The sequence below is a fragment of the Pseudomonas sp. NPDC090201 genome, from assembly GCF_044746825.1.
Lineage (GTDB): Bacteria > Pseudomonadota > Gammaproteobacteria > Pseudomonadales > Pseudomonadaceae > Aquipseudomonas > Aquipseudomonas putida_AD.
Genome location: NZ_JBIVCX010000001.1, coordinates 708,234 through 733,005 on the forward strand (window position 1 = coordinate 708,234; position 24,772 = coordinate 733,005).

16 protein-coding genes and 2 tRNA genes are annotated in these 24,772 nt (G+C 61.0%); 9 read left to right on the forward strand and 9 right to left on the reverse strand.

Translation table 11 applies throughout. The features are described from left to right. The first annotated feature begins 25 nt into the window (after positions 1 to 25). From ACIPOO_RS03315 to ACIPOO_RS03330, 4 genes are all read left to right on the forward strand, one after another. The gene (locus ACIPOO_RS03315) at positions 26 to 952 is read left to right on the forward strand and encodes a LysR family transcriptional regulator (protein ID WP_400604395.1); all 927 of its coding nucleotides are present in this window, start codon (positions 26 to 28) and stop codon (positions 950 to 952) included. Positions 953 to 976: 24 nt separating this feature from the next. Beyond that, complete coding sequence (locus ACIPOO_RS03320) at positions 977 to 1,774, forward strand: alpha/beta fold hydrolase (RefSeq protein ID WP_400604397.1); 798 nt, start codon at positions 977 to 979, stop codon at positions 1,772 to 1,774. A 180-nt stretch (positions 1,775 to 1,954) separates the two neighbouring features. Further along, positions 1,955 to 2,512, forward strand: a complete 558-nt coding sequence (locus ACIPOO_RS03325; RefSeq protein ID WP_274134312.1) for a peptidylprolyl isomerase — start codon at positions 1,955 to 1,957, stop codon at positions 2,510 to 2,512. A 180-nt stretch (positions 2,513 to 2,692) separates the two neighbouring features. Next, positions 2,693 to 4,552 carry an ABC transporter ATP-binding protein gene (locus tag ACIPOO_RS03330; protein ID WP_400604400.1) on the forward strand — a complete coding sequence of 620 codons (1,860 nt, stop codon included), beginning with the start codon at positions 2,693 to 2,695 and terminating at the stop codon, positions 4,550 to 4,552. Between the two features lie 137 nt (positions 4,553 to 4,689). Here ACIPOO_RS03330 and ACIPOO_RS03335 read toward each other — a convergent pair whose 3' ends face one another. Next, positions 4,690 to 5,814: a GNAT family N-acetyltransferase gene (locus ACIPOO_RS03335; protein WP_400604402.1), complete on the reverse strand. Its 1,125-nt coding sequence runs from the start codon at positions 5,812 to 5,814 to the stop codon at positions 4,690 to 4,692. 279 nt (positions 5,815 to 6,093) lie between these two features. Between ACIPOO_RS03335 and ACIPOO_RS03340 the strand changes: the two genes are divergently transcribed. Continuing rightward, a complete protein-coding gene (locus tag ACIPOO_RS03340; RefSeq protein WP_274134309.1) occupies positions 6,094 to 7,410 on the forward strand; it encodes a putative porin in 1,317 nt (438 codons plus the stop codon). 298 nt (positions 7,411 to 7,708) lie between these two features. Here the strand turns inward: ACIPOO_RS03340 and ACIPOO_RS03345 are convergent, their stop codons facing one another. The 4 genes from ACIPOO_RS03345 to fadD2 form a co-directional block, all read right to left on the reverse strand. Next, a complete protein-coding gene (locus ACIPOO_RS03345) occupies positions 7,709 to 8,830 on the reverse strand; it encodes a beta-ketoacyl-ACP synthase III (RefSeq protein WP_400604404.1) in 1,122 nt (373 codons plus the stop codon). A gap of 297 nt (positions 8,831 to 9,127) precedes the next feature. Beyond that, entirely contained in the window at positions 9,128 to 13,039 is a 3,912-nt protein-coding gene (hrpA, locus tag ACIPOO_RS03350) for an ATP-dependent RNA helicase HrpA (RefSeq protein ID WP_400604406.1), read from the reverse strand. A gap of 274 nt (positions 13,040 to 13,313) precedes the next feature. Next, complete coding sequence (gene fadD1 / locus ACIPOO_RS03355) at positions 13,314 to 15,011, reverse strand: long-chain-fatty-acid--CoA ligase FadD1 (RefSeq protein ID WP_274134306.1); 1,698 nt, start codon at positions 15,009 to 15,011, stop codon at positions 13,314 to 13,316. A gap of 386 nt (positions 15,012 to 15,397) precedes the next feature. Beyond that, positions 15,398 to 17,086 (reverse strand): long-chain-fatty-acid--CoA ligase FadD2, encoded by a 1,689-nt coding sequence (gene fadD2, locus ACIPOO_RS03360; protein ID WP_274134305.1) that lies wholly within the window; start codon positions 17,084 to 17,086, stop codon positions 15,398 to 15,400. A 208-nt stretch (positions 17,087 to 17,294) separates the two neighbouring features. On the opposite strand from fadD2, the gene ACIPOO_RS03365 reads away from it, so the two are divergent. Both ACIPOO_RS03365 and ACIPOO_RS03370 read left to right on the forward strand, forming a co-directional pair. Further along, on the forward strand, positions 17,295 to 18,239 hold the full coding sequence (locus ACIPOO_RS03365) for a lysophospholipase (RefSeq protein ID WP_400604409.1): 945 nt from the start codon (positions 17,295 to 17,297) through the stop codon (positions 18,237 to 18,239). Between the two features lie 50 nt (positions 18,240 to 18,289). Beyond that, positions 18,290 to 18,760: a MaoC family dehydratase gene (locus ACIPOO_RS03370; protein WP_400604411.1), complete on the forward strand. Its 471-nt coding sequence runs from the start codon at positions 18,290 to 18,292 to the stop codon at positions 18,758 to 18,760. Positions 18,761 to 18,894: 134 nt separating this feature from the next. On the opposite strand, the gene ACIPOO_RS03375 is transcribed toward ACIPOO_RS03370, so the two are convergent. Both ACIPOO_RS03375 and ACIPOO_RS03380 read right to left on the reverse strand, forming a co-directional pair. Further along, a tRNA-Asp gene (locus ACIPOO_RS03375) sits at positions 18,895 to 18,971 on the reverse strand. Positions 18,972 to 18,991: 20 nt separating this feature from the next. Continuing rightward, positions 18,992 to 19,067, reverse strand: a tRNA-Val gene (locus tag ACIPOO_RS03380). Between the two features lie 160 nt (positions 19,068 to 19,227). On the opposite strand from ACIPOO_RS03380, the gene rdgC reads away from it, so the two are divergent. Beyond that, positions 19,228 to 20,148, forward strand: coding sequence for a recombination-associated protein RdgC (rdgC, locus tag ACIPOO_RS03385; protein WP_400604413.1), 921 nt, complete (start codon positions 19,228 to 19,230; stop codon positions 20,146 to 20,148). A gap of 263 nt (positions 20,149 to 20,411) precedes the next feature. Continuing rightward, positions 20,412 to 21,365 carry a bile acid:sodium symporter family protein gene (locus ACIPOO_RS03390; RefSeq protein ID WP_400604415.1) on the forward strand — a complete coding sequence of 318 codons (954 nt, stop codon included), beginning with the start codon at positions 20,412 to 20,414 and terminating at the stop codon, positions 21,363 to 21,365. A gap of 104 nt (positions 21,366 to 21,469) precedes the next feature. Here ACIPOO_RS03390 and ACIPOO_RS03395 read toward each other — a convergent pair whose 3' ends face one another. Together ACIPOO_RS03395 and ACIPOO_RS03400 are read right to left on the reverse strand one after the other, a co-directional pair. Next, a complete protein-coding gene (locus ACIPOO_RS03395) occupies positions 21,470 to 23,341 on the reverse strand; it encodes an MFS transporter (protein ID WP_400604417.1) in 1,872 nt (623 codons plus the stop codon). Positions 23,342 to 23,452: 111 nt separating this feature from the next. Then, a complete protein-coding gene (locus ACIPOO_RS03400; RefSeq protein ID WP_400604419.1) occupies positions 23,453 to 24,598 on the reverse strand; it encodes a TDT family transporter in 1,146 nt (381 codons plus the stop codon). Positions 24,599 to 24,772: the final 174 nt, after the last annotated feature.

The window sequence follows — 24,772 nt, forward strand, 5'->3', positions numbered from 1 at the left end:
CAGCTTAGGACAGAAGGATCCACACATGAAAGCGCCCCGCGTAACCCTTGATCAATGGCGCACCCTGCAGGCCGTTGTCGATCATGGCGGCTTTGCCCAAGCGGCCGAGGCGCTGCACCGGTCCCAGTCGTCGGTGAGCTACACGGTAGCTCGGATGCAGGACCAGCTCGGCGTGCCCCTGCTGCGCATCGACGGGCGCAAGGCGGTGCTGACCGAAGCCGGTGAAGTACTGCTGCGTCGCTCACGGCAACTGGTGAAGAACGCCAGCCAGCTGGAAGACCTCGCCCACCACATGGAACAGGGCTGGGAGGCCGAAGTGCGACTGGTGGTCGACGCCGCCTACCCCAATGCACGACTGGTGCGCGCACTGACCGCCTTCATGCCGCAGAGCCGTGGCTGCCGGGTGCGGCTGCGCGAGGAGGTGCTGTCGGGCGTCGAGGAAGCGTTGCTTGAAGGCGTGGCCGATCTGGCGATCAGCGGCTTCACTATCCCGGGCTATCTGGGTGCCGAAATGAGCAGCGTCGAGTTCGTCGCCGTGGCTCATCCCGAGCACCCTTTGCATCTGGTGCAGCGTGATTTGACGTTCCAGGATCTGGAAAGCCAGCTGCAGGTGGTGATCCGCGACTCCGGCCGCAATCAGCCTCGCGACGTAGGCTGGCTGGGTGCCGAACAGCGCTGGACCGTGGGCAGCCTGGCCACTGCTGCGACCTTTGTCAGCAGCGGGCTGGGCTTCGCCTGGCTGCCGCGGCACATGATCGAGCGAGAACTGCGCGAAGGCGTGCTGAAAATTCTGCCGCTGGACAAAGGTGGCAGCCGCAGCCCGACCTTCTATCTTTATTCCAGCAAGGACAAGCCGCTGGGGCCTGCAACGCAGATCCTCATCGAGCTGATCCAGACCTTCGACACCGCGCCGCTGGATGCGCCCTTCGCGGCGCCGCAGCAGGCGGTGTGACACTGACACACACGGACGTAACCCATGCCCTGGTTCGAACACGACGGCTGTTCCCTGCATTACGAAGAATATGGCCACGGCAGCCCGGTGCTGCTGGTCCACGGTCTGGGCTCGAGCTGCCAGGACTGGGAATACCAGATCCCGGCCCTGGCCGCGCATTATCGGGTGATTGCCGTTGACGTGCGCGGCCACGGGCGCTCCGACAAACCCCGCAAGCGCTACAGCATCCCCGGTTTCAGCGCCGACATCGAAGCCCTGATCGATCACCTGCACCTGGGCCCGGTGCACCTGGTGGGGCTTTCCATGGGCGGGATGATCGGCTTTCAACTGGCAGTCGATCAGCCGCAATTGCTCAAGAGCCTGACCATCGTCAACAGCGCCCCTGAGGTGAAGATCAAACGCCTGGACGACTTCAAACAGTTCGCCAAACGCTGGTTGCTGGCACGGCTGCTTCCCATGGAAACCATTGGCAAGGGGCTGGGCAAGAACCTGTTTCCCAAGCCCGAACAAACCGACCTGCGGCACAAGATCGCCAAACGCTGGGCGCAGAACGAGAAACGCGCCTATCTTGCGAGCTTCAGCGCGATTGTCGGGTGGGGTGTGCAGGAGAAGTTATCGCGAATCAGTTGCCCGACGCTGATCGTTACAGCGGATCGGGACTACACGCCGGTGGCTTTGAAACAGGCCTACACCGATTTAATTCCTGGCGCGAAAATGATAGTGATCGAAGATTCACGGCATGCAACGCCACTGGACCAGCCAAAAGTGTTCAATCAATTGCTACTGGAATTCATTGAAGAGCAGGAGGTCGCCCACGCGTAGCAGCACGGCTTGCCGGCGGGGCGGTGTGTCAGTCAATGATGTATTGCATGGCAGGACGCTCCCGCCGGCAAGCCGTGCTGCTACGTGGGATCGCGCCACATGCCTCTGTCCAAACCTGCGCAAACGTGCTTCCCTTGCCAACTGTTTGCAGTCGAACAATCAATTCAGGACTTGTGCCCCATGCTGAAAAAAATCGCCCTCTCTGCCGCCGCCGTGCTGTTCGCTTCCAACCTGATGGCCGCTCCCGCGCCACACGTCGTGCTGGACACCAGCTTCGGCCAGGTCGAGATCGAGCTGAACCAGGACAAGGCGCCGGTCAGCACTGCCAACTTCCTCAAGTACGTGGACAGCAACTTCTACTCCAACACCATTTTCCACCGTGTGATCCCGGGCTTCATGGTCCAGGGCGGCGGTTTCACCGCGCAGATGGTGCAGAAGCCGACCAACGATCCGATCAAGAACGAAGCCGACAACGGCCTGCATAACGTACGCGGCACCATCGCCATGGCCCGCACCTCGGACGTGAACTCGGCCACCAGCCAGTTCTTCATCAACGTGGTCGACAACGCCATGCTCGACCACGGCGCCCGCGACTACGGCTACGCGGTGTTCGGCAAGGTGGTCAAGGGCATGGACGTGGTCGATCAGATCGTCAACGTCCAGACCGGCAACAAGCAAGGCATGCAAAACGTGCCGCTGGACCCGATCATGATCAAGTCGGCCAAGCGCGTGAACTAAGCTACCTGAGTGCGCAAAAGCCGGGCGCCTGCCCGGCTTTTGCATTTCTGGGACACAGTCACGGGAAAGAGTCCGAGCATTCGTGATTTCATGCGGTCAGAACCCATGCGATTGAAAAAACGCACTGCCCGACCCGCCCCTCAGAATGGAGAGCCCGCTCAAGCGTGGGCGTCATAGCCAATGCTCTATCGTCGTTTTGAAAAGCTGATCGACATCTTCCGCGACGCCCCGACCGCCGCGCCCCCCAACCAGGTCGTCGCGTTCTACGTGTATTACCTCAAGCAGGTCTGGCCCAGCTTCCTCGCGTTGCTGGTGGTGGGCCTGATCGGTGCGCTGATCGAGGTGTCACTGTTCAGCTACCTGAGCCGCATCATCGACCTGGCCCAGGGTGCGCCCAACCCGAACTTCTTCAGCGACCACGCTTTCGAGCTGGCGTGGATGGTCATCGTCGCGCTGATCCTGCGGCCGATCTTCGTCGGCCTGCACGACCTGCTAGTGCATCAGACCATCAGCCCCGGCATGACCAGCATGATCAACTGGCAGAACCACAGTTACGTGCTCAAGCAGAGCGTCAATTTCTTCCAGAACGACTTCGCCGGCCGCATCGCCCAGCGCATCGTGCAAACCGGTAACGCCCTGCGCGACTCCGCCGTGCAGACGGTCGATGCCATGTGGCACGTGCTGATCTACTCGATTGGCGCACTGGTGCTGTTTGCCGAGGCCGACTGGCGGCTGATGATCCCGCTGCTGAGCTGGATCGCCGGGTTCGTGATCGCGCTGTGGTACTTCGTGCCACGGGTCAAGGCCCGTTCGGTGGTGTCCTCCGACGCCCGCTCCAAACTGATGGGGCGAATCGTCGATGGCTACACCAACATCACTACCCTCAAGCTGTTCGCCCACACCAGCTCCGAGCAGCAATACGCACGGGAAGCGATCAGCGAACAAACCGAAAAGACCCAGCTGGCGGGCCGCGTCATTACCGAAATGGACACGGTGATCACCACCCTCAACGGCATCCTGATCGTCTGGACCACCGGCCTTGCGCTGTGGCTGTGGACCCAGTCGATGATCTCGGTGGGTGCGATTGCGCTGGCCACGGGCCTGGTGATCCGCATCGTCAACATGTCCGGCTGGATCATGTGGGTGGTCAACGGCATCTTCGAGAACATCGGCATGGTGCAGGACGGCCTGCAGAGCATTTCCCAGCCGGTCGGCGTCACCGATCGCGAGGCCGCGCCGAAACTGAACGTCAGCCGCGGCGAAGTGCGCTTCGAACACCTGAAGTTCCAGTACGGTAAAGGCAAGGGTGTGATCCATGACCTGAACCTGGACATCAAGCCTGGGGAGAAGATCGGCCTGATCGGACCGTCCGGGGCAGGCAAATCGACGTTGGTGAACCTGCTGCTGCGCTTGTATGACGTGCAGGGCGGGCGAATTCTGATCGACGATCAGGACATCTCCCACGTCGCTCAGGAAAGCCTGCGCTCGCACATCGGCATGATCACTCAGGATACGTCGCTGCTGCACCGCTCGATCCGCGACAACCTGCAGTACGGCAAGCCCAACGCCACCGATGCAGAGTTGTGGGAAGCGATGCGCAAGGCCCGGGCCGACGAGTTCATTCCGCTGTTGTCCGATTCCGAAGGCCGCACCGGGCTCGACGCCCATGTGGGCGAACGCGGGGTGAAACTTTCAGGCGGGCAACGTCAGCGCATCGCGATCACTCGCGTGCTGCTCAAGGACGCGCCGATCCTGATCATGGACGAAGCGACCTCGGCGCTGGACTCGGAAGTGGAAGCCGCCATTCAGGAAAGCCTGGAGACCCTGATGCAGGGCAAGACCGTCATCGCCATTGCCCACCGTCTCTCGACAATTGCCCGGATGGACCGGCTGATCGTGCTGGAGAACGGCCGCATCGCCGAGAGCGGCACCCACGCCGAACTGCTGGCGCAAAAAGGGCTGTATGCGCGGTTGTGGGCGCACCAGACCGGTGGGTTTGTGGGCGTGGAAGATTTTCCTCTGGCCCCCCAGTCGTTGTAACAACACCGAACCTGTGGGAGTGAGCTTGCTCACGAAAAAGGCATTTCAAGCGCTGGAGATTCAGCGGATGTACCGGCCTCTTCGTGAGCAAGCTCACTCCCACAATGGATGCCTGTGCAAGTGAGGAATGGTCTCGGTCAGGCTTGCCGATACGGCAAGGCCAAACGCGCTTCCTCGGCGTAGGCCAGAATCCCCGCCCGCTCCTGCTCCAGAAAGCCGGCCACCGCTTCGCGCAATCCGGGGTGGGCCAGGTAGTGCCATGAGTGGGTAATCACCGGTTCGAACCCGCGAATCAACTTGTGCTCGCCCTGCGCCCCGGCATCGAAACGCTTGAAGCCGTTGGCGATGGCGTAGTCCATGCCCTGATAGAAACAGGTCTCGAAATGCAGCCGGTCGAATTCGGCCAGGCAGCCCCAGTAGCGCCCGTAGAAGCTGTCGCCACCGATCAGGCTGAACGCCATCGCCACCGGTCGCCCGCCTTGCCTGGCCAGCACCACGCGAATCGCCTGGGGCATGCGCTCGGCCAGCAGGCTGAAGAATTCCCGCGTGAGATACGGCGCCTGCCTACGAACTTCGTAGGTGTTGGAATAGCACGCGTAGACGAAATCCCAGTGGGCCTCGCTCAGCTCATGCCCTTCCAGCCACTGGAAATCAAACCCCTGCCCCGCCACCTGTTCACGTTCCTTGCGCATCTGTTTGCGCTTGCGTGAACTCAAGGTGTCGAGAAAATCCTGAAAGTCGCGATAGTCGCGGTTCTGCCAGTGGTACTGACAGCCGATGCGCTGCAGCCAGTCCGGCTGGCCGGCGAGCATCGTATCGATCACCGGGTCGTTGAAGTTGACGTGAACGCTGGACAGCTCCTCGGCCTGGGCATAACCGGGCAGGCAGGCCAGCAGTTCGCGCCCGTCCTCAGGCGTTTTTGCCAGCAACCTCGGCCCGCTGACCGGGCTGAACGGCACGGCCACCAGCAGCTTGGGATAGTAGGTGATCCCTGCCCGGCGACAGGCGTCGGCCCAGGCGTGGTCGAACACGTACTCGCCATAGGAATGCCACTTGCGATAGGTCGGCATCGCGGCAATCAGGCGTTCATCTTCGTAATGTAGAAGATGCTCGGCACGCCATCCCGAACGCGGCCCCAGGCTGCCGCTGTCTTCCAGCGAACTGAGAAAACCGTGGCGCAGGAACGGTGAATCGCCGGGGATCAGCGCATCCCACTCCTGGGGTGCCAGATCCGACAGCCTGTCCAAACGGTGTAACGACATCGCCCCCTCCAGAACCGCGCCAACGTTTGCGCATTATCACTTATTGAAACCCATTGCACATGAAATTTGCGATGACAGCGCTCTAGCTCGCGGGTTCCACGAAATTTTCACATGTCATCGACATGCCATCACATAGCCATCGTTTCGTAATAATCCGTCGCAATACTGGCGCCTGTTTTTAGAGCCCCCGGTTCTTAAAACCTGACTTTTTTCCGCCCACTCCGGGTCGGTTGTTCCCTGGATGGCCTTTGTCATCCCTTCTCATCTACGGAGATTGATATGCGTCTTGCTTCCACGAAAACTGCGGCAGCCCTGTGTGGCGGTATGCTGCTGGCCCTGAGTGTTCCGGCCAGCGCCGCAGTCGACGCGAAACTGCTCGACATGCTCAAGGCCAACGGTTCGATTTCGCAGGCTCAGTACAGCGAACTGCAAACCGAACTTGCCAAGGATCAGCAGGCTCAAGCTCAAGCACAAAAGGCACAAGCCGACCAGATCGCCGCCGCCACCGCCAAGTCTTCCGACCTGTCGGCTTTCGAACAGAAAGTGGCATGGGCTGCCAAGACCCAGTTCAAGGGTGACGTGCGTGTCCGCCAAGAGACCGTCAAGATCGACGATCAAAACAACAGCCAGGACAAGAACCGTCAGCGTATCCGTGTTCGTCTGGGCGCCTACACCGACATCAACCCACAAGTCAGCACTGGTATTCGTATCGCCACTGGCGGCGACAACAAGGCCAACTCCACCAACGTTGACCAGAACGATTACTTCACCAAGAAAGACCTGTGGCTGGATCAGGGCTATATCGACTACCACCCGACTGCCATCCAGAACCTGCACGTGATCGGCGGCAAGATGGCCCAGCCATGGGTCAGCGAAGGCGACGTGATCTGGGATAGCGACATCAACCCGGAAGGTCTGGCAGCCACTTACAGCGTGCCAGTCACCAAGGGCTTCGAGCTGTTCGGTAGTGCCGGTACTTACACCCTCAAGGACAACATCAGCGGCGACGGCACTCAGTTCAAGAACGACCTGCGTCTGAACGCCGGTCAGCTGGGTACACGTATCGCGGTCACCGACAACGTCAAGATGACCCTGGGCGGTTCCGTTTACCAGTACCAGCACTCCAACGACTGCAACCCTGCCGCAGCGAGCACCAGCACCACGTTCTGTGGCCTGGGCATCAACGGCAACAACACCAACGACTTCCGTCTGTATGAAGGCTTCGGTCAACTCGACCTGACCGGCCTGGTCGTTCCAGTGGGCCTGTACGGCCAGTACGTGGTCAACAGCGCCACCGACAGCGACCAGGACACTGCATGGCTGGCTGGCGTGAAGACCAAGGTGTTCGGTTTCGGCCTGGACTACAACTATCGCGATACTCAGCGTAACGCAGTGGTTGGCGCCTTCACCGACTCGGACTTCGCCAACGGCACCACCGGTTCGCGCGGTCACAAGCTGAGCGTTTCCTACGATGTTGACAAGAACTTCACCCTGGGCGCCACGTACTTCCTGACCAAGGCAGACTTCGCGTTCGCAGGTGCTGCGCGTGACCAGGATGCCAACACCCTGCAACTGGATGTGATTGCCAAGTTCTAAGAGGAGCAGCCGTAAGCTTCAAGCGGCAAGCTTCAAGCTAAAAGCATCAAGCCTTGAGCGCTCCCTCCAGGCTTGATGTGAGTCTCACAGCCCGCCGTTGCCCTGTCGGATCCCCATCATCCGTTCCGACAGGTCAGTGCCGGGCTGTTTTTGTTTGGGCTGCGAACACATTTTTCTGAACGCAAAAAAAACCTGTAGCAGCACGGCTTGCCGGCGGGAGCGGTGTGTCTGTGACTGATGTGCTGTCTGACACAACGCCCCGCCGGCAAGCCGTGCTGCTACGGGAACGCAGGCGGCTTTACTTCTTGCGCAAGATCACGCTGCCGATCGAATACCCCGCACCAAACGAGCTGAGCACGCCCAGCGCGCCGCTTGGCAGGTCGGCCTGGTATTTGTGGAAGGCGATGACCGAGCCCGCTGAGCTTGTGTTGGCGTAGGTGTCGAGGATCACCGGCGCTTCTTCGACCGTGGCGTCGCGGCCCAGCAGTTTCTTGACGATCAGGTGGTTCATGCTCAGGTTGGCCTGATGCAGCCAGAAGCGTTTCACGTCGCTGACGTTCAGATTGTTTTCTTCAAGGTGAGCGCCCACAAGCTCCGCGACCATCGGGCAGACGTCACGGAACACCTTGCGGCCTTCCTGCACGAACAGCTTGTCCGCCTTGCCCTCGCCTTCTTCGGCGGTGCGGTTGAGGAAGCCGAAGTTGTTGCGAATGTTGTTTGAGAAGGTGGTCAGCAGCTTGGTGCTGACGATGTCGAACTGTTCGGCTGAGGTCGCAAGGTCTGCGCGCTCGACTACTACAGCCGTGGCGGCGTCGCCGAAGATGAAGTGGCTGTCGCGGTCACGGAAGTTCAGGTGTGCCGAGCAGATCTCAGGGCTGATGACCAGCAATGCCCGCGCCTGGCCCAGTTTGATGCTGTTGCAGGCGGTCTGGATGCCGAAGGTGGCCGAAGAGCAGGCAACGTTCATGTCGAAACCGAACCCCTGCACACCCAATGCCGCCTGGATTTCGATGGAAATCGCAGGGTAGGCGCGTTGCAGGTTGGAGCAGGCGACGATGACGCCGTCGATGTCGGCGGCGGTCTTGCCGGCGCGCTGCAAGGCCTGTTCGGCGGCCGCTGTGCCCATCTGGCAGAGGATCGACCATTCGTCGTTGGAGCGCTCGGGCAGGCGTGGCTTCATGCGCTGCGGGTCGAGAATGCCGTCCTTGTCCATGACGAAACGGCTCTTGATGCCACTGGCTTTCTCGATGAAGGCCGCGCTGGATTCGGTCAGCGCCTGGACCTGGCCCGCCTCGATGGCGGCGGCGTTGTCGGCGTTGAATTGCGCGACGTAGGTGTTGAAGGAATGAACCAGCTCTTCATTGGAAATGCTGTTGGAGGGGGTATAGAGCCCGGTGCCACTGATCACGACGTCGTACACGGTCGTTCCTCTCTTTTTGGATGGCAGCAGACAAAGCGCCTGCGCAAGCATGGTGCTGGCCATTTCTGGAACGACAGTACCAATGCAACGGTAAAATCCCCCGTTATACGGAGGATTGCTATTAGTAACACTTGAGGTTTTAGCCGTGAAGTTTGCCATAACGGCCGGGATTTGGCGCTAGGCATGCACGATCCCCGTAGGAGCGCGCTTGCCCGCGATTGCGCCAGGTCTGCCACACATTGGGCGCCTGACAACCGCCTCGCGGGCAAGCGCGCTCCTACGGGCCGGTGCTGCACCTCAGCCCTCCACCGCACTCCACTGCTTGCTCAGGCGCTTGTCCGAAATCGGCACCTTGGTCCCCAATTGCTGGCCGAACAGTGACACGCGGTATTCCTCCAGCCACCAGCGGTAGACCGCCAGTTCCGGGTCGCGCTTGCCTTCCTGGGCGTGTTTGTCGGCGCGGGTCTGGTACTGCGCCCAGAGGTTGCCCAGCTCGATGCTCCACACCCGGTCCTTCTGCACTTGCGAGCCGAGTTTCTCAAGGCGCAGTTCAATGGCCTTCAAATAGCGCGGCAGCTCCTTGAGCCACTGCGCCGGCGTCTCGCGCACGAAACCTGGGTACACCAGCTTGCCGAGTTGCGCCTTGATGTCGTTCAACGCCACCGCCTGGGCCAGGTCGATCTTGCCCTTGAAGCGCTTTTGCAGGCCATGCCAGAGCTTGAGAATCTCCAGCGTCAGCCGCGCCAGGCGCTCGGCGTGTTCGGTGAGGCTGCCGCGCTTGCGTTCGGCCAGCGACATCAGCCCCGCGCCATCCCGCGGCAAGGTGGCTTCGCCTTCGAGAATGCAGGTGTCCAGGCTTGCCAGCAGAATGTCTTCGATCAAGGCATCGACCCGGCCCATGTCGCGGTACAACAACGCCAGCTCAGTCTGCCCCGGCAGTTTGCTGCGCAGGAATTTCGCAGGTTCGGCCAACTGTTGCAGCAACAGGCGCTGCAAGGCGCGGCGGTGTTGGTACTCCGCTTCGGCCGCGGTCGAGAAACGCCCTTCCTTGACCGCGCCACCCTCTTCCACCAGCGCCGGGTAGACCGTCATGGAAAGCCCGGCGATCTTCTGCTGGGTCTTCTCGGCCACCGCCGCGAAGCCCTTGGCCTCTACCGGCTGCTGGCTTTTCGCCGTTTGCGGCACGGCCAGGGCGGCCTGTCCGGCTTCGGCGAAGCGTGCGGTCAGCTCGTCCAGATCGCGGCCTTCGCCGAGGAACTTGCCGTTGGCGTCGACCACTTCCAGGTTCATCTTCAGGTGGCTTTCCACCTGCTGGGCGGCTTCGGTCCAGGCCTCGTCCGGCACGCGGGCGCCGGTCATGCGCAGCAGTTCACGGCCCAGCGCCTGGGGCAGCGAGCCCTCGGCGAAGACCATGCGTTGCAGCGCCGCCTTGACGAAATCCGGCACCGGCACGAAGTTCTTGCGCAGCGCCTTGGGCAGGTTGCGCACCAGCGCCACGCACTTGGTTTCCAGCAAGCCCGGCACCAGCCACTCCAGTCGCTCGGCCGGCAGCGACAACAACAGCGGCGCCGGTACGCGCAGGGTCACGCCATCACGTGGATGGTTGGGCTCGAAGTGGTAGCTCAGTGGCAGGGTCAAATCGCCCAGGCGCAGGGTGTCCGGGTAAAGGTTGGCGGTGACTTCACTGGCTTCGCGGGCCAGCACGTCCTCTTCTCGCATGATGAGCAGTTGCGGGTTTTTCTGGCTCTCCATCCGGTACCAGGCATCGAAGGTCGCGGTCTGGTGGATTTCGTCCGGCAGGCGCTCGTCATAGAAGGCGAACAGGGTTTCCTCATCCGCCAGAATGTCGCGCCGCCGGGCCTTGGCTTCCAGTTCGTCGAGCTGTTCCAACAGCTTGGTATTGGCGCTCAGGCATTTGGCCCTGGAGTGGATTTCGCCGCGCACCAGACCTTCGCGAATGAAGAACTCGCGGGACACCACCGGATCGATCGGCCCGAAGTGCACAGGCCGGCGCCCGACCACGATCAGGCCGAACAGGGTGATCTGCTCGAAGGCCACGACCTGGCCGCGCTTCTTCTCCCAGTGCGGTTCAAAGTGGTTCTTCTTGAGCAGATGGCCGGCCAGCGGCTCGATCCAGTCGGGCTCGATCTTGGCCACCATCCGCGCGTACAGCTTGGTGGTTTCCACAAGTTCTGCGGCCATGATCCATTGCGGGCGTTTTCTGCCCGGCCCAGAAGACGGGTGCACCCAGAAGCGGCGCTGACGGGCACCAAGGTAGTCGCCTTCTTCGGTTTTCTGGCCGATCTGGCTCAGCAAGCCCGAGAGCACCGCCTTGTGGAATTTGGCGAAGTCAGCCGGCTCCTTGTTGACCGTCAATTGCAGCTCGCGGCAGATCAGGCTGAGCTGGCGATGGGAATCGCGCCACTCACGCAGGCGCAGGTAGTTGAGGAAGTTGCGCCGGCACCAGTTGCGCAGCGGGCTTGAGGTCAACGCCTGGCGCTGCTCCTCGAAGCCACGCCAGAGATTGACCAGCCCGGCGAAGTCCGAATCCTGATCCTTCCATTGTGCATGGGCCTGGTCGGCGGCCTGCTGACGCTCCGGCGGACGCTCGCGGGGGTCCTGGATCGACATGGCGCTCGCGACGATCAGCACTTCCTGCAAGCTGCCCTGTTTTGCCGCTTCCAGCAGCATGCGGCCCATGCGCGGGTCGACCGGCAGGCGCGCCAGTTGACGGCCCAGAGGCGTCAACTGGTTCTCGCGGGAGACCGCCGACAGTTCCTGCAACAGGTTGAAACCGTCGCTGATCGCCTTGCCATCTGGCGGCTCGATGAACGGGAAATCGTTGATCTGCCCCAGGCGCAAATGCAGCATCTGCAGGATGACCGCCGCAAGGTTGGTGCGCAGGATCTCAGGGTCGGTGAATTCAGGGCGCGAGAGGAAATCTTCCTCGCTGTACAACCGCACGCACAGCCCCGGCTCGACCCGGCCGCAACGGCCCTTGCGCTGGTTGGCGCTGGCCTGGGAAATCGCCTCGATGGGCAAGCGCTGAACCTTGGCCCGATAGCTGTAACGGCTGATGCGCGCAGTGCCGGTGTCAATCACATAGCGAATGCCCGGCACCGTCAGCGAGGTTTCCGCGACGTTGGTCGCCAGCACCACGCGGCGCCCCGGATGGGACTGGAAAATCTTCTGCTGCTCAGCCGGAGTCAGTCGCGCATACAGCGGCAGGATTTCCGTGTGTTTGAGCTGGGCCTTGCGCAGCACCTCGGCGGCATCGCGAATCTCCCGCTCGCCCGGCAGGAACACCAGCACGTCACCCGGGGACTTGCGCTCGCTGCGTTCGAATGCGGCCAACTCGTCCAGTGTGGCGAGGATCGCCTGATCGACGGTCAGGTCTTCCTCGACGCTGTTGCCCTCTTCGTCCTGCTCGGCGGTCATCGGGCGATACCAGGTTTCCACCGGGAAGGTCCGGCCCGAGACTTCGATGATCGGCGCCTTGTCGAAGTGTTCCGAGAAGCGCTCCAGGTCGATGGTCGCCGAGGTGATGATGACTTTCAGGTCCGGCCGGCGAGGCAGCAAGGTCTTCAGGAAGCCCAGCAGGAAGTCGATGTTCAGGCTGCGTTCGTGGGCTTCGTCGACGATGATCGTGTCGTAGCGTTCCAGGAAACGGTCGTGCTGGGTTTCGGCCAGCAGGATGCCGTCGGTCATCAGCTTGATCAGGGTGTTGCTGTCGCTCTGGTCCTCGAACCGCACCTGATAGCCGACCAGCGCGCCCAGCGGGGTGCCGATCTCTTCGGCGACACGGCTGGCGACACTGCGCGCGGCGATCCGTCGAGGCTGGGTGTGGCCGATCAGGCCGTGCTGACCGCGGCCGATTTCCAGGCAGATCTTCGGCAACTGGGTGGTTTTGCCCGAGCCGGTTTCGCCGGCGATGATCAGCACCTGGTGCTTGAGCAGCGCAGCCTTGATCTCGTCGCGCTTGGCGGCGATGGGCAGGTTGTCGTCATAGCGGATCGCCGGCACGCTCTGCTGACGGCTGACCACTTGCGCGCACGACGCCTGGACACGCTCGACCCACTGCGCAAGCTTAGCCTCGTCGGGCTTCTTGCGCAGTTCGTGCAACTGGCGACGCAGGCGATGACGGTCACTGGTCATCGCGTGGTCGAGGTTCTTGAACAGTTGGTCGATGGAGGTCGATTCGTCGGTCATCAGGGCGCGAAGTCTTTTCTGTCTGAATTCAGGGCGCGGATTGTCGCAGATTTGCTCGCGGACGACACATTGCCGGTGAAGAGCCATCGATGTTTGGCGCGACACGAACCCTGTAGGAGCGCGCTTGCCCGCGACGGCGGCGTGCCAGTCGGCAAATGTGTATCAGGGACACCGCGGTCGCGGGCAAGCGCGCTCCTACAGGTCCTGCGTTGTCGGGGCAACCCGCGTAAAACAACAAACCCCGCACGGAGCGGGGTTTGTCAGAGAAAAAACATCACGCCGGTTTTTTCAGCGCTAGCTTCTTCAGCTCTTCATCACGCAACTCGCGGCGCAGGATCTTGCCGACGTTGGTGGTCGGCAGCGCGTCGCGGAATTCCACGCTGCGTGGCACCTTGTAGGCGGTGACGTTGGCGCGCATGTGCTCCATCACCTGTTCCTTGGTCAGGGTCGCGCCCGGCTTGACCACCACGAAGATCTTGATCGCCTCGCCCGATTTTTCATCCGGCACGCCAATGGCCGCGCATTGCAGCACGCCCGGCAGGGTCGCGAGCACGTCTTCCAGTTCATTGGGATAGACGTTGAAGCCGGACACCAGAATCATGTCCTTCTTGCGGTCGACGATGCGCATGTAGCCGTCGGGCTGAATCACCGCGATGTCGCCGGTCTTGAGCCAGCCTTCGGCGTCGAGCATTTCGTCGGTGGCTTCCTGGCGCTGCCAGTAGCCTTTCATCACTTGCGGGCCCTTGACGCACAGCTCGCCCACTTCGCCCAGCGGCAGTTCTTCGCCGGCGTCGTTGACGGTCTTGCACAGGGTCGAGGGCACGGGAATGCCGATGGTGCCCATCTGGATCTTCTGGATCGGGTTGACCGTGGCCACCGGGCTGGTTTCGGTCATGCCGTAACCTTCACAGATCGAACAGCCGGTGACTTCCTTCCAACGCTCGGCAGCGGCCTGTTGCAGCGCCATGCCGCCGGACAGGGTGACTTTCAGCGCCGAGAAATCCAGGTTGCGGAAATCGGCGTTGTTGCACAGCGCCACGAACAGCGTATTGAGGCCGACGAAGCCGCTGAACTTCCACTTCGACAACTCCTTGACCATCGCCGACAGGTCGCGCGGGTTGCTGATCAGGATGTTGTGGTTGCCGATCAGCATCATCGACATGCAGTGAAAGGTGAACGCGTAGATGTGGTACAGCGGCAGCGGGGTGATGAGGATCTCGCAGCCTTCATTGAGGTTGGAGCCCATCAACGCCTTGCATTGCAGCATGTTGGCGATCAGGTTCCGGTGGGTCAGCATCGCGCCCTTGGCAACGCCCGTGGTGCCGCCGGTGTATTGCAGCACGGCAACGTCGCTGCTTTTCGGCGAAACATCCTGCACGGCCTTGCCCTGCCCCATGGCCAGCACGTCGTTGAACTTGACGGCTCGCGGCAGATGAAACGGCGGCACCATCTTCTTCACGTACTTGATGACGCTGTTGACCAGCAGGCGCTTGAGCGGCGGCAACAGGTCCGCGACTTCGGTGACGATGACGTGCTTGACGCCGGTTTTAGGCACGACCTTTTCGGCCAGGTGCGCCATGTTCGCCAGGCACACCAGCGCCTTGGCACCGGAGTCATTGAACTGGTGTTCCATTTCCCGCGCGGTGTACAGCGGGTTGGTGTTGACCACGATCAGGCCGGCGCGAATGGCACCGAACACGGCAATCGGGTATTGCAGCACGTTGGGCAGCTGCACGGCGATGCGGTCGCCCGGCTGCAGGTCGGTGTGCTGCTGCAGGTAAGCGGCAAACGCCCCGGACAACTCGTACATCTCACCATAGGTGAGTGTCTTGCCCAGGTTGCTGAACGCAGGTTTGTTGGCGAAACGCTCGCAGGACTGTTTCAATACCGCCTGAACGTTTGGATATTCGTCCGGGTCGATATCGGCAGCGATACCAGACGGATATTTATCCTTCCAGAAGTTTTCTATCATGGAAGCCGACTCCTCAGCGACGACGTTTCTACACACCGCTTTGTGCGATGATTTCTTGTGTTTGGAATTCGTAGCAACTGCTTTTTGCTTATCGACTGAACAAAAAGCGGGCCGAGCGTAGCAGCTTTGTCTGAGGCCGACTAGAGCCAATAGTGGCCCCTAAAGTCATAAACATGACTCTTGAATATGTTTAAGTCACGTTTAGAGCAATGAACCTAATCACCAGAATTCCACAAATCTCTGTAGGAGCGCGCTTGCCCGCGACGGCGTCCCGTCGGCTGACGATGCGATATCAGACACACCGCCATCACGGGCAAGCGCGCTCCTACAGGCGCTCAATAAAAAACGGCGTGTTTTTCAACACGCCGCTTCTTTATATAGCTGGCTCAGGCGATATCGCGTAGCTCTCGCCTGAGGATCTTGCCCACCGGCGTCATGGGCAACGATTCGCGCAACACAATCTGCTTGGGAATCTTGTAGCCGGTGAAGTTCTCCTTGCAGTACGCCTTGAGTTCCTCAACGGTGAGGCTGGCCTCCCGAGGCACGACGAACAGCTTGACCGCTTCCCCGGAACGCTCGTCCGGCACGCCGATCACCGCGCAATTGGCGACCTTCGGATGGCGCGACACCACGTCTTCCACCTCGTTGGGGTACACGTTGAAGCCGGAGACGATAATCATGTCCTTCTTGCGGTCGACGATGCGGATGAAACCGTCCGGGTCGATCACGGCGATATCACCGGTCTTGAGCCAACCCTCGCTGTCCAGCACTTCAGCGGTGGCCTCCGGGCGGTGCCAGTAGCCGAGCATGATCTGCGGCCCTTTCAGGCACAGCTCGCCCCGCTCGCCCAATGGCAATTCGGCGCCGTCGTCACTGATGACCTTGGCTGTGGTCCCCGGTACCGGCATGCCGACGGTGCCCAGCTTCGACTTGTCGCCATAAGGATTGGCCGTCGCCACCGGCGCGGTTTCAGTCAGGCCGTAGCCCTCGACGATGGGGCAGCCGGTCAGCTTGAGCCAGCGCTCGGCGGTGGATTTGACCAGCGCCGTGCCACCCGAGTTGGTCAGGCGCAGGCTGGAGAAATCCAGGCTTTTGAACTCCGGATGATCCATCAGCGCCACGAACAGGGTGTTGAGCCCGACCATCGCCGAGAACTTCCACTTCTTCAGCTCCTTGATGAAGCCGCCGATGTCCCGAGGGTTGGTGATGAGCAGGTTGTGGTTGCCGCTGACCATCATGCACATGCAGTTACAGGTGAAGGCATAGATGTGGTACATCGGCAGCGGCGCGACCATGATCTCGCCGCCCTGCTTGAAGATCGGGCTGCCGTCCGGCCCGTGCTGCAACATGCAGGCGTAAACCTGCTGCATGTTCGCCACCAGGTTGCCATGGGTCAGCATCGCGCCCTTGGGCGAGCCGGTGGTGCCGCCGGTGTATTGCAGCACTGCGATGTCTTCCAGATCCAGCGCCACCGGCTGCAACTGCACGCCGCGCCCCTGCTTGAGGACACTCTTGAACGGCACCGCCTGGGGCAGGTGATATTCCGGGACGAGTTTCTTGACCTTTTCAACGACCGTGTTGACCAGCCAGCCCTTGGCCGGGGACTGCATGTCGCCCATCTTCACTTCGATCAGGTACTGGATGTCGGTATCGGGCAGCACTTCCTGGACGTTCTTGCCGAACACATTCAGGTACACCAGCGCGCGGGCACCGGAATCCTTGAACTGGTGACGCATCTCGCGGGCGGTGTACAGCGGGTTGGTGTTGACCACGATCAACCCGGCGCGCATGGCGCCGAACACGGCGATGGGGTACTGGATCAGGTTGGGCATCTGCACGGCAATGCGATCACCGGGCTTGAGATCGGTGCGCTGCTGCAGGTAACCGGCGAACGCCGCCGACTGGCGCTCAAGCTCGGCATAGCTGAGGGTCACGCCCATGTTGCTGTAGGCCGGGCGATCGGCGAACTTCCTGCAACTGAGCTCGAAGACCTCCACCACAGATTTGTATGCCGCAAGGTCCACATCGGGGAGAACCCCGGCCGGGCGTTTGTCGTTCCAGAAATCAGGTTGCATGTTGTTTTTATCCTCTTACCTGAGAATGCCGTTGCTGCCGGACGTTAGCAGTTGGCGTACAGAAGGCAAATCGTCATCAGCGTCGTGAATCTTGTGGGTGAACGGCATGCCATCTGGCAAGAGCTATACACTGGTTCTAGATGAGTGTCAGCGCGCTAATTCGAGACAATTTTTTACAAGGTCATTCGATACCACGTAAGGAAACGCCATGAAACACGATGCCTTTTGGCTGGACACCAGTGATCACAATCGCCTGTACGTCAACGCCTGGCTGCCGATGACAGGCCCCAGGGCGGTGGTGGTGCTGTCACACGGGATGGCCGAACACAGTGGGCGCTATGAGCGCCTGGGCGCAGCGCTGGCCGAAGTCGGCTTTGCCCTGTATGCCCACGACCAGCGCGGCCATGGCCGCACCGCAGCCAATGGCGTCCTGGGCCACTACGCCGACCAGGATGGCTGGAACAAGGTGGTGGGTGACCTGGCGATCCTGCAGGCCTGCGCGACCCAGCGTCATCCCGGGGCGCCGGTTTTCGTGCTGGGCCACAGCATGGGCAGCTACATTGCCCAGGCCTATCTGCTGCACCACAGCGCCAGCGTCCAGGGCGCGGTGCTCAGCGGTTCGAATTTCCAGCCGGTTGCACTTTATCGAAGCGCCGCCGTGGTGGCGCGCATGGAGCGCTGGCGTCAAGGGGCTACCGGGCGCAGTGCGCTGATCGAATACCTGTCATTTGGCTCATTCAACAACAGGTTCAAGCCGGTTCGCACGCCATTCGACTGGCTCAGCCGCGATCCCGAAGAAGTCAACAAGTACGTCAAGGACCCGCTCTGCGGGTTTCGCTGCACCAACCAGTTCTGGCTGGACATGCTCGGTGGCTTGCAGCAGATCAGCAAGACCTCCAACCTCTCGCAGATCGACAAGAGCCTGCCGATCCTGATTATGGGCGGCGAATGTGATCCGGTGAGTGAAGGCAAGCGTCTCAAGGATCTGGCAGACGCCTTGACCGGCACCGATCATCAGTCCGTCACGCTGAAGATCTACCCCCAAGCGCGGCATGAAGTCTTCAATGAAACCCACCGTGAGGAAGTCACCCGTGATTTACTCGCCTGGCTTGAGGACGCGCTGGCACGGCCAAGACCCCGCCGCAGCGAATGACCGATCAGGTTAAAGCCTCTTATTTCCTTATAACGTCACAGGACCGCAACATGTCTCAAGTCACCAATACGCCCTACGAAGCCCTTGAAGTCGGCCAGAAAGCCGAATACACCAAGACTGTCGAAGAGCGCCACATTCAGTTGTTCGCCGAAATGTCCGGTGACCGCAACCCGGTGCATCTGGACCAGGAGTTCGCGGCCAAGACCATGTTCAAGGATCGCATCGCCCACGGCATGTTCAGTGGCGCACTCATCAGCGCAGCGGTCGCCTGCGAGCTGCCTGGGCCAGGCACCATCTACCTGGGTCAGCAGATGAGCTTTCAGAAGCCGGTAAAAATCGGTGACACCCTCACCGTACGCCTGGAAATTCTCGAAAAGCTGCCCAAGTTCAAGGTGCGCATCGCCACCAACGTGTTCAATCAGAACGGTGATCTGGTGGTGGAAGGCGAAGCAGAGATTCTGGCGCCGCGCAAAGAGCAGACGGTGAGTCTGGCTGAATTGCCAACCATTACCGTGGGCTGACGAGCCGACATGGCAGGGGCCGGCATGCCGGCTTCTGCAAACCTGGCATTGACCAAATCGCAGGCACAAAAAAAGCGACCCTAAGGTCGCTTTCTCTGTCGTTACGAGGAGTTCAAGGGCCTCGTAACTCAATATGGCGCAGCGGACGGGACTCGAACCCGCGACCCCCGGCGTGACAGGCCGGTATTCTAACCGACTGAACTACCGCTGCGCGTAACACCTTTCAACGAGTGGTGGGTGATGACGGGATCGAACCGCCGACCCTCTGCTTGTAAGGCAGATGCTCTCCCGGCTGAGCTAATCACCCTTGTCTCTCGGTGTGGCGCGCATTCTACGGAGCGATCCAACCTCTGGCAAGCACTTTTTTAAAAAATTTTTATAATCCAACCAAAGGGTTACATCAGGGTTGGCCGCGAGGGCCCGGCAGCGAATAATGCCCCCCTTTGTATAAAGGAGAGATGTACCCCATGTGGTTCAAAAACCTGCTTGTGTACCGCCTGACCCAGGACCTGCCATTTGACGCAGAGGCGCTGGAAACCGCATTGGCGACCAAGCCTGCACGTGCTTGTGCCAGCCAGGAGTTGACCACTTACGGTTTCATCGCCCCGTTCGGCAAGGGCGAAGACGCGCCGCTGGTGCACGTCAGTGGCGATTTCATGCTGATCAGCGCGCGCAAGGAAGAACGCATCCTGCCGGGCAGCGTGGTCAACGATGCACTTAAAGAGAAAGTCGAAGAGATCGAGACCGAGCAGATGCGCAAGGTCTACAAGAAAGAACGCGACCAGCTCAAGGATGAAATCATCCAGGCCTTCCTGCCGCGCGCGTTCATCCGTCGCTCGATGACCTTCGCCGCCATCGCCCCTAAACAAGGCGTCATTCTGGTCAACGCCTCCAGCCCGAAACGCGCCGAAGACCTGCTCTCGACCCTGCGTGAAGTGGTTGGCTCGCTGCCGGTTCGTCCGGTGACCGTGAAGACCGCACCGACCGCCGTCATGACCGACTGGGTCAAGAGCGGCGAGACTGCCGAGAACTTCTTTGTGCTGGACGAGTGCGAACTGCGCGACACCCACGAAGACGGCGGCATCGTCAAATGCAAGCGTCAGGACCTGACCAGCGACGAAATCCAGCTGCACCTGAGCACCGGCAAGGTCGTGACTCAACTGTCGCTGGCCTGGCAGGACAAGCTGTCTTTCGTGCTGGACGACAAACTGGGCGTTAAGCGCCTGAAGTTCGAAGACCTGTTGCAGGATCAGGCCGAACAGGACGGCGGCGACGATGCCCTGGGCCAGCAGGACGCCAGCTTCACCCTGATGATGCTGACCTTCGGCGAGTTCCTGCCTGACCTGTTCAACGCCCTGGGCGGTGAAGAGATTCCGCAGGGGATCTGATTCACCACGCCTTGTAGGAGCGCGCTTGCCCGCGATGGCGGTGGGTCAGATACAGAGATGGCGCCTAGGGAATAGCCATCGCGAGCAAGCTCACTCCTACATGATTCATGTCGTCTGTGAATTCTGCGCCAATCGAAATCCTGTAGGAGTGAGCTTGCTCGCGATGTCGGTGGGTCAGCAATGTAGATGTTGTCTGGCACACCGCAGTCGCGGGCAAGCGCGCTCCTACAGCATGTAGAACCAAACAATAAAAGGAGCAAGCCATGCGTGCCCTGGCTGCATTGAGTCGTTTTGTCGGTAATACCTTTGCATACTGGGTGCTGTTGTTCGCCGTGCTGGCGTTTCTGTTCCCCAGCTGGTTCATCAGCCTCAAGACCCTGATCGTGCCTTTGTTGGGCCTGGTCATGTTCGGCATGGGCCTGACGCTCAAGCTTGAAGATTTTTCCGAGGTCGTGCGCCATCCGTGGCGTGTGGCCCTGGGTGTGGTCGCGCATTTCGTGATCATGCCGGGTGTGGCGTGGCTGTTGTGCCAGGTGTTTCACCTGCCGGCGGAAATCGCCGTGGGTGTGATCCTGGTCGGCTGCTGCCCGAGCGGCACTTCGTCCAACGTCATGACCTGGCTGGCCAAAGGCGATCTGGCGCTGTCGGTGGCCATCGCCGCCGTCACCACCCTCCTCGCCCCGCTGCTGACCCCTGCGCTGATCTGGCTGCTGGCCTCTGCCTGGCTGCCGGTGTCTTTCATGGAAATGTTCTGGTCGATCCTGCAACTGGTGATGCTGCCGATCGTGCTCGGCGTCGTTGCCCAGCGTCTGCTCGGCGCCAGGGTGCAATTCGCCGTCGACGTGCTGCCGCTGATTTCGGTGGTGAGTATCGTGATGATCGTCTGCGCGGTGGTCGCGGCCAGCCAGGCGAAGATCGCAGAATCGGGCCTGTTGATCATGGCCGTGGTGATCCTGCACAACAGCTTCGGCTTCCTGCTGGGTTACTTCACCGGCAAGCTGTTCAAACTGCCACTGGCGCAGCGCAAGTCGCTGTCGCTGGAAGTCGGCATGCAGAACTCAGGCCTGGGCGCCGCACTGGCCAGCGCGCACTTCTCGCCACTGGCGGCCGTGCCGAGTGCGCTGTTCAGCGTGTGGCACAACATCAGCGGCGCGTTGCTTTCGACGTATTTCCGCAAGATGGAGCCGGAGCCCGCCGGCGAAACCGCCACCGAATAACGCACCTGTAGGAGCGCGCTTGCCCGCGACAGCGTCGTGTCAGTCAGCAATATCAAATCTGACACAGCGCAATCGCGGGCAAGCGCGCTCCTACAAGGGGGGGGTTAGCGCATCTCCCCACGCAACTGCGCCACCCGCTCGCGCACCAGCGCGGGCTCAGATTGATCGCCCGCCAATGCAGGCCCCGCCACCAGGGTCACCCGCGACCACAAGCGGCGAAACACGCCCTTGTCCGGATCGCGGCTGAAAAAGCTGCCCCACAACCCCTGCAACGCCAGCGGAATCACTGGCACATTCGTCTCCTCCAGCACGCGGGTCATGCCGCCCTTGAACTCGTCAATCTCGCCGTTGGTGGTCAATTTCCCTTCTGGGAAGATGCACACCAGCTCACCTTCCTTTAAATACTCGGCAATGCGCTTGAATGCCTGGTCGTAGATCAGCAGATCCTCGCCACGCCCGGCAATCGGGATCGCACCGGCGGTGCGGAAAATGAAGTTGAGCACCGGGATGTTGAAGATCTTGTAATACATGACGAACCGGATCGGCCGACGCACCGAGCCTGCAATCAGCAGCGCATCGACGAACGACACATGGTTGCACACCAGCAGCGCCGCGCCCTCCTCTGGGATCTGCTCCAGATCACGGTGCTCGACGCGGTACATGGAATGGCTGAGCAGCCAGATCATGAAACGCATGGTGAATTCCGGGACGATCTTGAAGATGTAGGTATTGACCGCGATGTTCATCAGCGACACCACGAGAAACAGTTGCGGGATCGACAGCTTGACGACGCTCAGGAAGATGATCGAGACAATCGCCGACACCACCATGAACAGCGCATTGAGGATGTTGTTCGAGGCAATGACCCGCGAGCGCTCTTTCTCCGGCGTGCGGGACTGGATCAACGCATACAGCGGCACGATGTAAAAGCCGCCAAAGATCCCGATGCCCAGAATGTCCAGCAACACCCACCACGCCTGGCCGTAGCCCAGAATCGCCAGCCAGTCGTTGGCCTGGACGTTCTGCGGGAAGTTTCCGGAATGCCACCACAGCAACAGGCCGAACACTGTCAGGCCCATCGAACCGAATGGCACCAGGCCGATTTCCACCTTGCGCCCCGACAACCGCTCGCACAGCATCGAGCCTGCAGCGATGCCGATGGAAAACACGGTGAGAATCAGCGTGACGACGGTTTCATCGCCGTAGAGGAATTCCTTGGCGTAGGCCGGGATCTGGGTCAGGTAGATCGCACCGACAAACCAGAACCACGAGTTGCCGACGATGGAGCGCGACACCGCCTTGGTCTGCCCCAGGCCGAGTTTGAGCGTGGCCCAGGACTCGCTGAAGATGTTCCAGTTCAGGCGCATCTCCGGGCTCGCCGCAGGCGCCGGAGGAATGCCGCGACTGGCCAGGTAACCCAGACAGGCGATGCTGACCATGGCCACCGACACCACGGGCGCGTAGTGGGTGGTCGACATCATGATCCCGGCGCCGATGGTGCCCGCCAGAATCGCCAGAAATGTGCCCATCTCCACCAGGCCATTGCCGCCCACCAGCTCGTTCTCATGCAGGTGCTGCGGCAGGATCGAGTATTTGACCGGCCCGAACAGCGCCGAGTGAGTGCCCATGGCGAACAGCGCGGCCAGCATCAGCGACAGGTGATCGAACAGAAAGCCCACGGCACCGACCACCATGATGGCGATCTCCAGCACCTTGATCATGCGGATCAGGCGATCCTTGGGGTATTTTTCGCCGAACTGCCCGGCCAGCGCCGAAAACAGGAAAAACGGCAGGATGAACAGCAAGGCGCAGAGGTTGACGTAGATCGACCGGTCGCCGTCGATGGCCAGCTTGTAGAGGATGGCGAGGATCAGCGACTGCTTGAAGATGTTGTCGTTGAAGGCCCCGAGGGACTGCGTCACGAAAAACGGCAGGAAACGCCGCTTACCCAACAGACTGAACTGCGACTGACTCATCGATCTCGATCCTGAGTGGCGCCGGAATCGGCTTACAGGATTGGAACGCCGGCGAACCAATCCGAGCCACATTGAAGACGTTCAACCGTTAATTGTCGATAGCGCCCGGGATCATGGTTTCACGCCTGCGATACAGGGCGAGACGAACAGTTCGCCGCGATAGGCGCCGATGACCGTGCGCCGCATGATGACCAGCCACAGCGCCGCAAGACCCGCCACCAGTAGCGTGCCGAATGCCGAGAAGAATCCCAGGTGCAGCAAGGCGCCCAGCTTGAGGGTGGTCAGGGCGAAGACCCCGATGGGAAAGGTGAACCCCCACCACCCCAGGTTGAACGGCATGCCGTTGCGCAGGTAGCGCGCAGTGATCAGTGTCGCCATCAACAGCCACCACACCCCCACGCCCCACAGGATGATCCCGGCCAGCAGCCCCAGGCCCGCGGCAATCTCGCCCACACCCGGCAGGCCATTGGCGGCGAAGATGGCAGGCGAGTCGGCACCCAGCACGATCAGGCCGTAGGCGCCAGTGCTGATCGGTCCCAGCGCCAGCCAGCTCGACGACGCCATGCTTTCGTGGGGCAATTTGTGCAGGGCCATGCGCAACAGCAGGATGGTCAGGATGCTGAACGCCACCGGCACCGACAGCGCCCATAGCACATAGCTGGTAATCAGCACGCTGAACTGGCTGTGGCTGCTCGCCAGATGCGGCGCCAGCAGGGCACCGCTGACCGCCGCAACCTCCGCCGCCACCACCGGCAACAGCCAGACTGCGGTCATCTGATCGATGCGGTGTTCCTGGCGGGTGAACATCATGAACGGGATCAGCGCGCCACAGGCCAGCGACATCGCCACATCCAGCCACCACAGCGCTTCAGCCAGCGGCAGCACGCCATCGCCCCAACGCGGCAGGCCAAAGGTGAACAGGCCATTGATGATGGTCGCCATGCCCATGGGAATGGTGCCGAAGAACATCGACACCGTGGAATGCCCGAACACTCGGCGCGCCTGCTCGAAAAACATCACCCAGCGCGCGATGTAGAGCAGCGCAAAGGTCACGAACATCACGATGTTGAGCATCCACAGCGCTTCGGCCAGCTGGAACAGGCCGGGCACCTGCACCGGGAGTTGCGTCAGGACGGCCGAGAGAATCCCGGTGCCCATGGTGGCGGCGAACCAGTTCGGGGTGAACTGGCGAATGACTTCCCGGGGGTGGCTCAGTTGGCTGAAAGGCTTGCCGGGGGTAAAGGTGGCGTAGGTCATGAAGGGTCTCCTGTCCTCGTGTGAGGTGGGATTCATGGTACGTCCGGGGTGCATATCTACTAAGCGGGTAATTTCTGTATATGTCATAGATAAAACAGATATAACCCACTGTAGGAGCGCGCTTGCTCTGCGCCGCATTCGGACGACCGCGTCCTGCCCGCCATGAATATGTAT

Excerpts from the sequence above, each read along its gene's own strand:
- ACIPOO_RS03340 (WP_274134309.1), top strand. The coding sequence starts at position 6,094 with ATGCGTCTTGCTTCCACGAAAACTGCGGCAGCCCTGTGTGGCGGTATG.
- ACIPOO_RS03335 (WP_400604402.1), bottom strand. The coding sequence starts at position 5,814 with ATGTCGTTACACCGTTTGGACAGGCTGTCGGATCTGGCACCCCAGGAG.
- ACIPOO_RS03325 (WP_274134312.1), top strand. The coding sequence starts at position 1,955 with ATGCTGAAAAAAATCGCCCTCTCTGCCGCCGCCGTGCTGTTCGCTTCC.
- ACIPOO_RS03370 (WP_400604411.1), top strand. The coding sequence starts at position 18,290 with ATGTCTCAAGTCACCAATACGCCCTACGAAGCCCTTGAAGTCGGCCAG.
- ACIPOO_RS03390 (WP_400604415.1), top strand. The coding sequence starts at position 20,412 with ATGCGTGCCCTGGCTGCATTGAGTCGTTTTGTCGGTAATACCTTTGCA.
- hrpA (WP_400604406.1), bottom strand. The coding sequence starts at position 13,039 with ATGACCGACGAATCGACCTCCATCGACCAACTGTTCAAGAACCTCGAC.
- rdgC (WP_400604413.1), top strand. The coding sequence starts at position 19,228 with ATGTGGTTCAAAAACCTGCTTGTGTACCGCCTGACCCAGGACCTGCCA.
- fadD2 (WP_274134305.1), bottom strand. The coding sequence starts at position 17,086 with ATGCAACCTGATTTCTGGAACGACAAACGCCCGGCCGGGGTTCTCCCC.
- ACIPOO_RS03315 (WP_400604395.1), top strand. The coding sequence starts at position 26 with ATGAAAGCGCCCCGCGTAACCCTTGATCAATGGCGCACCCTGCAGGCC.
- ACIPOO_RS03320 (WP_400604397.1), top strand. The coding sequence starts at position 977 with ATGCCCTGGTTCGAACACGACGGCTGTTCCCTGCATTACGAAGAATAT.
- ACIPOO_RS03330 (WP_400604400.1), top strand. The coding sequence starts at position 2,693 with ATGCTCTATCGTCGTTTTGAAAAGCTGATCGACATCTTCCGCGACGCC.
- ACIPOO_RS03395 (WP_400604417.1), bottom strand. The coding sequence starts at position 23,341 with ATGAGTCAGTCGCAGTTCAGTCTGTTGGGTAAGCGGCGTTTCCTGCCG.
- ACIPOO_RS03400 (WP_400604419.1), bottom strand. The coding sequence starts at position 24,598 with ATGACCTACGCCACCTTTACCCCCGGCAAGCCTTTCAGCCAACTGAGC.
- fadD1 (WP_274134306.1), bottom strand. The coding sequence starts at position 15,011 with ATGATAGAAAACTTCTGGAAGGATAAATATCCGTCTGGTATCGCTGCC.
- ACIPOO_RS03365 (WP_400604409.1), top strand. The coding sequence starts at position 17,295 with ATGAAACACGATGCCTTTTGGCTGGACACCAGTGATCACAATCGCCTG.